The following is a 9,352-nucleotide window of genomic DNA, read 5'->3' as shown; positions in this document are numbered from 1 at the left end:
CCACGCCGACCGGAACGCTTCCCACAACATCGCCACCCGTGGCGAGAGCGTGTGGAATGCGGGGCGTGAGTCACGCGTCCCTGCCACCCCATAACGGGGTGTCTGGACGGAGGAGTCCACCCCAGCAGCCAGTTGGGCACTACCTCCAAGCCCGGTGCTTCAGCGCCGGGTCAAGTTGACTGATTGTCATAGGCGGATCATGTCGCCGGCCGGGCACAACGCCCTACTCGTTATCACGCACCACGTCGTTGAAGATCTGGGGTGCTCAGCTGGCTTCGAAGTTGAGGGGCGCCGTTCAGCATGTGGATGTCCGTTGCGCTGCGGATGCGGCGAAACCCGACGCGGAAGCCGCTCAGACGTCCGCTCGCGCCATGGTCAGCTGTCGGCCCCGCGGTAGCACCTTGTGCCACAGGGCTTCCCGCTGAGCCGGGCTCAGCTCAGGGAGAGTAAGGCCGAACAGTCCGGTAAGACACTCGAACCACTCTTCCTCGGTTTGTATGACCTTCCTGGACCTGCCGTTTGCGTCGATACGGGTGAGGATGCGGCCCCGGAGCACGTCCGCGCCTGCGTGTTGCCGTCGCTGGACGGTCAATGTCCTACTGAACCGTGAGGATTGCGCCAGCCCTGCGGCGACAGGCTTGAATACGTCGAGCGACGTCGGTTGTGTGGTGAACACCATCGAGACGAAGGACCCCGACGGATCGTTTCGGAAGCGCCACCCATCGGGTGCACGTCGCCACCGTTCCAGTCCGAAGCTGAAGGGATCCTGCCGGTAGCGGCCCTCTCGCAGCGGCAACGGCTCGTAGATCGCGTCCCCCATCCCGGCGTCCAGCAGCCAGGTCTCCCCTTCGGCCCGTACTGTCAGCGCGACGTGCCCGCCGGAGAGAACCTCCGAATCCGCTACGTCTTCCTCACGGGTAAAACGCACCTCACCCCAGTGGTTGTCGGCCTCATAGCCGAGCGTGCGTAGGAGCATGGCTAGGGCGACATTGGTCTGGAAGCAGACTCCGCCTCGCCCACTGAGTATCTGCCGCACCGAGTGCGACAGTATCTGCTGCACCGAGCCCTTTCCAACCTGGCAAGGCCCGGCGAGCTGGATCGTTCCGGAGCACCCAACGCGCAGGGGGGTGAGCATCAGAAGGGCAGCTCAGTCGAGCGTTCCCTGTGGCGTGTCACATGCGCGACAAGGGGTCTGAGCTGCGCAGACGCCAGGTTGGAAAAGGCTCACCGAGTGCGACGGCTTCATCGAGATAAGGTGCCCCTCCAGGTAGCCGTCGATGTTCTCGTAGGGAATGCGCTCGACATGAGCCCGCTGGATCTGGAAGAGCGTCTCGACGGTGGGACGCCCAGGCCAGTTGACCCCAAGCCTCTCCAGGTATTTCGCGGCATCACTGCGAGTCATGACGACGACCTGCGAATCTGAAATCATTCGGTTTACGATCCGTTCACTTTTGGCGTCAGCTCTGATCGACGCCTGATGGGGGTTGCTGAAGCGTCATGCGTGACGCGAAGGTGAGTAGTAGATCGATCGCTGGCGTGACCATCAGCGGCCAACTCGTCGCTGGCAAGAGCAGCGGTATCAGCAGAAGTGGAAGGACGCCGGCCACCATTGCGGCCCCTATCCAGTTAAGATAAAGGCCCACCTTGAACATTCGATCGTCACGAATGGCGTCAATAGTTGCCCGGAAATCCCTGCGAAATGCGCCCAAGGCTGTCATCCAGGCCCGCGAGCGCTCAAGGGGGCCGGGAACAAGCCGACGGGCAGCAGCAGCAACCACGACGAGCAGACCCGCGATGAACATGACCTCGAAAGCCACGAAGATGGCGGCGAGTGCGACCCAGTTCGATGCGGCTGCCCACAGTTCGGCCACACCTCCCCAATGACTGATTAGCCACGCGATTGTGAATCCCCAAATAAAACTTCTGTGACGTTTCACGAACGCCACCAGGGTCCAGTGCGTCGACATGAAGCAATTTCGGTCTATGGCGGCAATTTGGTTGTTCAATTGCGCCTCTCATGGGTGGAGACTTCGAGAATCTGCGGAGTTGCGTCCGATTACTGGCAATGCGGGCAGGTTCCTCCTCTCCATGTCGAGGAGGCGGGAGGGAACTGCAGATGCGTCGAGTCCATTATCGGGACTCCACGATCCGTCTGATGTCAACGGAGAATCGGTATATGCCAGACTCACGACAATTCACCTGAGGGGAATGCGAGCAATCAATTCGAGTTGACCATCTGGTGGCCGATACAGGCTGCGATCAGGGACAACGTACGGCTCGACCAAACGGTTCATCACCAGCGTGAGACCAGGCGTTCGGATTTCCTACCGAGCCTCTCTTAACACATTGGGCCAGTAGCTGTTGCAGGTGCCTGTCATCGTCGCCGACGCGAGGTGCGGCGTCAGCAGGCCGTTCCGGCTGGGTCTGCAGAGGCGGGGCTGTTCTCGCGAGTACTCCAGTCAGAAATCGTTCCCTGAGCTGGTCGGCTTCGTTGTTCTGGTCGTGGTGGGGATGCATGAAGCCGGTTTGTGGGCTGCGGAGTTGGAGTCGGTGTTCGCGCGGGGGCCGGCGGTGTCTACGACTGTGCGTCGCTGTCCGCTCTGCCGGAAGGAGGGACGCTGATCTCCTTCCGGTAGGCCGAGCACCCGTCGGCCGTGGGCACGGGTATGAGGGGCGAGTCCACTGCGTATCCCGGCCCCGGGCCCGGCTGCAGGGCGCTGGGAGGGGAGCAGGAGTTGCTGCGGCCGGGGTGGACGAGACGTTCCGACGGCATGTCGTTCCCGGTCGACGCCCATGTCAGTCTCAGGGGAGGCTCGACCACAACCCTCGACGAGGTCTCTGACCTGCTCGACGGTGCCGTCGTCGCCCCGAAACGGTAGATGTCTGCTGCGTCGTCGGCGCGCGGACCAACCTGCACGGACGTGCCCTGTCGTGCCGGTGAGGTACGGGGTCTGCCGCACACCTGCGCGGCGTGCCGAAGCTGACCGGGCCGGACATGGATGAACTGAAGGTGGCTCACAGTCGTTGTCGGATGTGAGGTTCTCCAATCGCGGTCACGGCTGGCTGATCCGTGGCCAGTGGCCGATCCTCGGGAACGGCGGTTTGTGCCGGTAGCTGGGGTTTTTCTACTGGCCGTCAGAAATCGGGGCGCGCGTAGCCGATCCGGTTATCTTATTCAACGGCTCGGGGATGGTGATTAGTATGGCCGATGTGCAGAGGATAAATGGACGGGGATCCTCGGACGGCGGGCAGAAGGACCGCCGACGGAGTTCCAGGATCCGTGACATGATGGCCAGTGCGAGGGCCGGCGTGTCCAAGTTCATGGAAAAGCCGGGAAGAAAGGCCATGGTCGCAGGTGGCGCGCTGATGTTCACCGGCTTCGTCGCGGCCTCCGCCACCGGCGGCCTCGGGGTCGCCCCTGGCCTGACGCTAATGGCGGCGGGTGCGTTCACAGCATATTCAGGCTACAAGGACCACAAGGCTTCACAGTCGGCCATGCAACAAAGACTGCAGGCAAGCCAAGGGCCCCTTCCTCAGCCATACGCCGGGATGGGCCCAGGGCCTTCGTTGGGACCACAGGCTGCGCCATCAGTCATGGCGCATAACCAGCGACGGCAAAGCCGGGGCGCTCCGCTCACTGACGAACAGTACGCTCGGCGAGTAGCGGCGTCAGAATTTGCGAAATCAGTTAAGTCCGGCCACTCCCCGCAGGCTCACGGCGATTGGGACGCACTAAGCGCTCAAAAAGAAGCTATGGTGAAATGGCAGCGATCTGCTGGGCGCAATCATTCTGCGACGGCAAACGGCGAGGAGCAAACAAGCCGGTCCGATCGGTCCCTTCACGAGGAGTGGGTGGCGAAATGGGCTCGCACCGACGGTTCAGCATCGTCCCCTGTGCCTGAAGATAAGCGGGATTCCTTCGGCAATGTGCAAACCGACCCGGATTTTTCAGAGCGGCGCCCTCTTTTCTCCGGTTCCTCTGTAGCCAGCAGTATCAGATCCAGTGAGGATGCTGAGGTTGCACACAGACTTTATGATCAATCGAATTTTCGGGATTCTCCCGGTGCTCGGCCAGTCATTACGAGTGCGGAGATTCGGCGACGGTCCCTGCCCGTGACCTACGACCCCGGAAGTGAACCGGCCCCTCTGCAGGCCCCGGAAAGTGCGCTACCGCAGGGAAGCAGTGCGGCGAACTTTGCGCCGCCCGAGCAGGCTACGCACCGGCAAGGGGCCTCGGCCTCACCGCCATCTGCTTCATCCGTCAGGCCGCCCACCCCGCACCCCGGAGCACGGAGAGGGTCAGGGCGGTGACCAGCTCTTCGTGAGTGGTCCAGAGCCATCCAACAGAACGTGAGAGTGAACGTCATGCCAAGTCGCCTCGTCCTGTCGAGTCTCGCCGCGTGCGCCGTACTCGTCTCGCTCTCGGCATCCGACAACGGAAGCGACAGCGCGGAGGGGCATCGTCCGGCCCGTGCACGCGCTGGGACGGCGATGGCGGGCGAGTCTGGTTCTCCGGCCGGGAGCCCGGCACCGGGGCGGGGGAAGGGCTCGAAGGACCCCGATGACATGAATGGTGACGGGCACCGGGACCTCATGGTGCCCGTCCCCGCGGGAGGTAAGTGGAAGGCTCCGGACGGCGACCAGCGGATCGCTGTGATCTATGGTTCCCCCAAGGGTCTCGTCCCCGCGGCCCGCACCCTGTACGGACGTCGTGACCTGGGTCTCCCTGATTCACCTGCGGACCGGCCCGCCGCCAGCGCCGACAGCGTCAGTGCCGCCGACGTAGTCTCCGCCGATCTGGACAGTGACGGTTACCCTGATTTCATCACTGCTGTCATGGGCAAGGACGTGGAGGCGACGACGGGTGAAGGGCGCCTGGTCGTTTCGCGCACAGCCCCCTACGTGACCTGGGGCGGGCCCGCCGGACCCAGGTCCGGGCGCGAAGCGACTCCTGTTCAGCTGTCGGACGACGTCTCCACGCTTGGCGTACAGGGACCCGTCACCCGCGGTGACTTCGACGGAGACGGGCATCACGACATCGCGGCACTCAGCCGTGAATCCTCCCTCGTAGTTATGTACGGGCCGTTCACCCGCTTTGGAGCCCCGGCCCGTACCGAGAAGGGCCGGGCCGGCAAGGGCTCACTGGCTGCAGACGACATTGCCCCCTCCGGCCAGCGTGCGACCTCGCTCCTGCTGCGTGGCGAAAGCGATGGAGAGCAGTCTTCGAACACCCTCTTCTCCCACCAACAGATCATGGACCTGAAATCGGCAGGGCAGATGTGACCCCCGAGCCCCACCGCAGTCACAGCAGGCCGGCGATGGCCTGGACGGTGTCGCTCTTGTGCTCGCGGCGGCCGAGGTGGCGTGCGAGTGCCCGCCAGTTCTTCAGGTGGGCGATGCCGTGCTCAACACGGATACGGCGTGAGGAGTGCGCTTTGCGCTGGCGCTCGTATATCTCCTCGTACCAGTCCGGGGCGTTCTTCTTGAACGTGCGGTGCGGTGGTGTCACCACGCGACCGCCGGTCTGCGCACCCAGACCCTGGTAGCCGGCATCGGCGAGGATCTGGACCGCGGGCCCATCGGCCAGGAGCTTGACCAGCCCCAACTGGCGTGCGTGGGTGATGTCCGCGCAGCTTCCGGGCTTGGTCGGGCTGCAGAACAGCGCCCGGCCGTCCTCATCCGTGACCGCCATGGATGTGACGGCGTTGTGCTTGTTCTTGCCGGAGATGAACGTGTCCCGGTCCTCGCGTCCCTGGGCTGGGCGGCGGATCCGGATCTCGGTGCCGTCGATGATGCCTGTCTTCCCGGTCGCGCCGAGATGGTCGACGGCCTCGGCCAGGCTTCGCAGCCGCACGTCGGGGCTGACGGTGCACCCCCGCTCGGCGAGCAGGGGCCGCACCTCGCCGACGGCCCGGGTGATGGTCGAGCGATCTACTCCGAAGCAGCAGGCCAACACGTCGTTGATGGTCCCGTGACGGAGATGGACCAAGGTGGCCAGCAACCGGTCGACGAACACCAGTTGGTGCTTCGCACCAGCACCTACGGCCCGCTTCCGTTGCCGGGAGACGAGCCTGGCCTGCTGGCGCTCGTGCCACAACGGGCCAATCTCAGCGACGAGTTCAGCGATCACATCGGCCGTCAGGCCCGTGATCCGCCGTTTGCTGATGATCACTGCACGAGTCGCGTTCCCCACCACATGACCATGATCAACGATCAAGAGCTCGACGTCTCACGGCCAACCATGCACGAGCTCGTAAAGGTTGTCCCGTAAGAGGTCGGCACCCGGGAAGATGGCCTGATGGTGAACATGGTGGAGTGGGAGGAGATACGTCGTCGATTGCACTTCGGGCAGCGTGTTTCTGGAAGGGTTGCCCAGATACCGAGGCCGGGCACGATCGGCGTCTTCGTTGACATCGGGCTCACCGTCGGCGGCTTCGTCGACGTGCTGTTGCTGCCGGAGGATGCCGCTCGGTGGCCGGCTGAAGGCACCGAGACTGAGTTTGAGGTCTGGTGGGTCGATGAACGGCCCCAGGTTCGGCTGAAGCCGGTCGATCGCCAGTTCTTGCGGGAAGACTTCGATGAATGGCTCAGTCGATGGCGACCTGGGTGGCCCCGGGAGCTCGGCCTCCCAGTCCTGGCCATCGAACCACCGTCTCACGGCACCTGACAGCAGTTGGCTGAGACGATCATCGACCGAAGAGGGCCAGGTTGTGTAGTCGGGCGATGCCGAGCATGGCTTGGTGAACGCCATCGCCCTTGAGTCGGCAGTCCCGCAGGATTTTCCAGTTCTTCAGGCGGGACAGGGCGTGCTCGACGCGGGCGCGGGCCTTGCGGTGGACCTTGTTCTCGGCTTCCTGCTGCGGGCTCAGAGCTTTCTGACCGCGTTGTCGGCGGTGAGGAATGAGCAGGCCGGTGCCTTGGTAGCCGCCATCGGCGATTACCGGAACGCCTCGGCAGGCGAAGTCGACGCCCGACTCGGTGAAGGCCCGGCAGTCGTTGCGGCTGCCGGGCAGTGGGTCGCCGACGGTCACGACCAGACGGCTGTTGGCGTCGATGACGATCTGCAGGTTCGTCGAGTACGGGTAGTTCTTGCTGGATGCGGCGACCCTGCGGTCGCGGGTGGGGACCAGGGTGCCGTCGACGATGTAGACAGTGTCCTCGCGCTTGCGGCGGGCCGGGGAGATCGCCAGCAGCGGCGCGAGGTGGTCCAGGATCCGGTCCGCGGCCGACTTTGAGATCCCGAAGAGCGGCGCGACCTGCCGCAATGTCAGGTTCGTGCGCCAGTATGTGGCCACAAGCAAGACCTGGTCCTCCAGCGGCAGCCGTCAAGGGCGGCCGCGCTGAATATCACCACCGCGACGTCGCACCAGCGCGACCAGCCGGTTGAACTGGGCCGGACTCAGCCCGGTGAACGGCTCGATCCACTTCGGATCATCTGCTGACATCACCGCACCCATGACCGGTCAATGCCCCAGCAGTCTCACCAGTTACGGGACAACTCTTACGAGCTCGTGCACGGTAAGCGGTGAGACGTCGAGCACCTGATCGTCGATCATGGTCGTGTGGTGGGGAACGCGTCTCGTGCAGCGATCATCAGCGACCGGAGGATCACAGGTCTGTCGGCTGAGGTGATCGCTGAACTCGTCGCAGAGGTAGACGCGTTGTGGCACGCCCGACACCAAGCCAAGCTTGCGTCCAGGCGACGGAAGCGGTCTGTGGGCGCCGGCGCGAAGCACCAGCTGGTGTTCGTCGACCGGCTCCTCGCCACGCTCGTGCATCTCCGCCACGCCACCACGCACGATGTACTGGCCTGCTGGTTCGGCGTGGACCGCTCCACCATCACCCGTGCCATCGGCGAGGTGCGGCCCCTGCTCGCCGAGCGAGGGTGCACCATCAGCCCCGGAGTGCGGCTGCGGGCCCTCGCCGAGGTCGTCGACGATCTCGGTGCCCGGGGGAAGACCGGCATCATCGACGGAACTGAGATCCGGGTCCGGAGGCCGGACGCCGGACGCACAGACCGGGACAAATTCATCTCCGGCAAGAACAAGCAGAATGCGGTCAAGACCATGGTCGTCACGGGCGGCGACGGCCGAGTGCTCTTCTGCAGCCCGACTCAGCACGGCAGCTGCGCGGACATCACCCACGCCCGCCAGTTAGGGCTGGTCAAGCTCCTGGCCGACGGGCCTGCGGTGGAGATCCTGGCCGATGCTGGCTACCAGGGGCTGGGTGCACAGACCGGCGGACGGGTGATCACGCCTCCGCGCCGCACGTTCAAGAAGAACGCCCCGGACTGGTACGAGGACATGCACGAGCGACAGCGCAAGGCGCACTCCTCACGCCGTATCCGGGTCGAGCACGGCATCGCCCACCTGAAGAACTGGCGGGCCCTGACCCGCCACCTCGGCCGCCGCGAACACATCAGGACACCGTCCAAGCCGTTGCCGCCCTGCTGTCCCACCAGCAGACCGCCGACCTGGCCCGGCACGAACAATGTGAAACGCCAGGTCCCACCGAGGCACATGACGCCCCCACCTCCTACCGTGCACGAGCTCGTTAGCTAGTAGGGCTTGGTCAGGTTCGTAGTGGTGTGGGTATGTCTCGGTGGCAGGTGGGGCAGGCGCCGGTCCAGGTGGCGAGGAGGGTCTGCAGTTCGCGGACGACTTGGTAGAGGCTCAGACCTGCACTACGTCTTTTGGGTCTCGTGCCAGTCGTTGCAGGGTGCAGAAGGCGTGGGCGGCGGAGACGAGGGTGACGTGGTGGTGCCAGCCGTTCCAGGTGCGGCCTTCGAAGTGGGCCAGTCCCAGGGCCTGTTTCATCTCGCGATAGTCGTGCTCGATGCGCCAGCGCAGCTTGACCAGCCGCACCAGCGTGGCCAGCGGCATCCCGGAGGGCAGGCTGGAGAGCCAGAACTGCACGGGTTCGGGCTCAGCGGCCGGCCACTCGGCCAGCAGCCAGCGTTCGGGCAGTTCAGGACCGTCGCTGGTGTTGCGGACCCCGCGTCCGGCCGGGCGGATGCGCAGGGCCACGAACCGCGAGTAGATACGTTTGAAGCCGCTGATTCCTTTGCCAGGGCGGGAGCCTTCCCTCCAGGACACTGGTCTCGCTGCCGCCCGCCCGGCTGCGATGACCAGGTCTTTCATGCTCTGCGCAGGCGCGGGATACTGCAGCTGCGGTGGCCGGCCGGTGCCCGCGTAAGCGGGCTGGACGGGCCGGGCGTCGGCCGGGTGGGCGGTGTGGCGGGAGGAAATGCCCACCGCGTAGGGCAGGTTGCGTTCTTCCAGGCCGTGGCGGAAGGCGGCGGCATCTCCGTAACCGGCGTCCGCGACGACCAGGGGAATGTCGATGCCCCACG

At 64.7% G+C, this 9,352-nt stretch carries 9 protein-coding genes and 1 pseudogene; 4 read left to right on the top strand and 6 right to left on the bottom strand.

Annotation, left to right across the window (positions count from 1 at the left end; genetic code table 11):
* Nucleotides 1-352 precede the first annotated feature (352 nt).
* From EHS43_RS28290 to EHS43_RS28280, 3 genes are all read right to left on the bottom strand, one after another.
* Nucleotides 353-1,060 (bottom strand): arylamine N-acetyltransferase, encoded by a 708-nt coding sequence (locus EHS43_RS28290; protein WP_185806447.1) that lies wholly within the window; start codon nucleotides 1,058-1,060, stop codon nucleotides 353-355.
* A gap of 87 nt (nucleotides 1,061-1,147) precedes the next feature.
* Complete coding sequence (locus EHS43_RS28285; protein ID WP_125193568.1) at nucleotides 1,148-1,429, bottom strand: hypothetical protein; 282 nt, start codon at nucleotides 1,427-1,429, stop codon at nucleotides 1,148-1,150.
* 28 nt (nucleotides 1,430-1,457) lie between these two features.
* Nucleotides 1,458-2,006 (bottom strand): hypothetical protein, encoded by a 549-nt coding sequence (locus EHS43_RS28280; protein ID WP_125193567.1) that lies wholly within the window; start codon nucleotides 2,004-2,006, stop codon nucleotides 1,458-1,460.
* Nucleotides 2,007-4,566: 2,560 nt separating this feature from the next.
* Here EHS43_RS28280 and EHS43_RS28270 point away from each other — a divergent pair.
* Nucleotides 4,567-5,283 (top strand): hypothetical protein, encoded by a 717-nt coding sequence (locus EHS43_RS28270; RefSeq protein ID WP_125193565.1) that lies wholly within the window; start codon nucleotides 4,567-4,569, stop codon nucleotides 5,281-5,283.
* A gap of 19 nt (nucleotides 5,284-5,302) precedes the next feature.
* On the opposite strand, the gene EHS43_RS28265 is transcribed toward EHS43_RS28270, so the two are convergent.
* Nucleotides 5,303-6,016, bottom strand: coding sequence for a transposase (locus tag EHS43_RS28265; protein ID WP_260470747.1), 714 nt, complete (start codon nucleotides 6,014-6,016; stop codon nucleotides 5,303-5,305).
* On the opposite strand from EHS43_RS28265, the gene EHS43_RS48095 reads away from it, so the two are divergent.
* Together EHS43_RS48095 and EHS43_RS28260 are read left to right on the top strand one after the other, a co-directional pair.
* Nucleotides 5,972-6,271, top strand: a complete 300-nt coding sequence (locus tag EHS43_RS48095; RefSeq protein WP_260470748.1) for a hypothetical protein — start codon at nucleotides 5,972-5,974, stop codon at nucleotides 6,269-6,271. The two genes, EHS43_RS28265 and EHS43_RS48095, sit on opposite strands and share 45 nt — an antisense overlap.
* 27 nt (nucleotides 6,272-6,298) lie before the next feature.
* Nucleotides 6,299-6,667 (top strand): hypothetical protein, encoded by a 369-nt coding sequence (locus EHS43_RS28260; RefSeq protein ID WP_125193563.1) that lies wholly within the window; start codon nucleotides 6,299-6,301, stop codon nucleotides 6,665-6,667.
* A gap of 19 nt (nucleotides 6,668-6,686) precedes the next feature.
* Here EHS43_RS28260 and EHS43_RS28255 read toward each other — a convergent pair.
* Nucleotides 6,687-7,457 (bottom strand): annotated as a pseudogene (locus EHS43_RS28255) (transposase).
* A gap of 258 nt (nucleotides 7,458-7,715) precedes the next feature.
* On the opposite strand from EHS43_RS28255, the gene EHS43_RS28250 reads away from it, so the two are divergent.
* The gene (locus EHS43_RS28250; RefSeq protein WP_260470746.1) at nucleotides 7,716-8,561 is read left to right on the top strand and encodes a transposase; all 846 of its coding nucleotides are present in this window, start codon (nucleotides 7,716-7,718) and stop codon (nucleotides 8,559-8,561) included.
* Nucleotides 8,562-8,672: 111 nt separating this feature from the next.
* Here the strand turns inward: EHS43_RS28250 and EHS43_RS28245 are convergent.
* Nucleotides 8,673-9,352 (bottom strand): transposase (locus EHS43_RS28245; protein WP_148104104.1); only part of this gene is annotated, 680 nt, incomplete at its 5' end.

The sequence above is a fragment of the Streptomyces sp. RP5T genome, assembly GCF_003933965.1.
Taxonomy (GTDB): Bacteria; Actinomycetota; Actinomycetes; order Streptomycetales; family Streptomycetaceae; genus Streptomyces.
The sequence above is the reverse complement of the archived record's forward strand: the minus strand, read 5'-3'. Positions and strand labels throughout refer to the sequence as shown.

What these genes read in the sequence shown, in the direction of transcription:
- EHS43_RS28285 (WP_125193568.1), bottom strand. Translation starts at nt 1,429, where the DNA reads ATGATTTCAGATTCGCAGGTCGTCGTCATGACTCGCAGTGATGCCGCG.
- EHS43_RS28270 (WP_125193565.1), top strand. Translation starts at nt 4,567, where the DNA reads ATGAATGGTGACGGGCACCGGGACCTCATGGTGCCCGTCCCCGCGGGA.
- EHS43_RS28260 (WP_125193563.1), top strand. Translation starts at nt 6,299, where the DNA reads ATGGTGAACATGGTGGAGTGGGAGGAGATACGTCGTCGATTGCACTTC.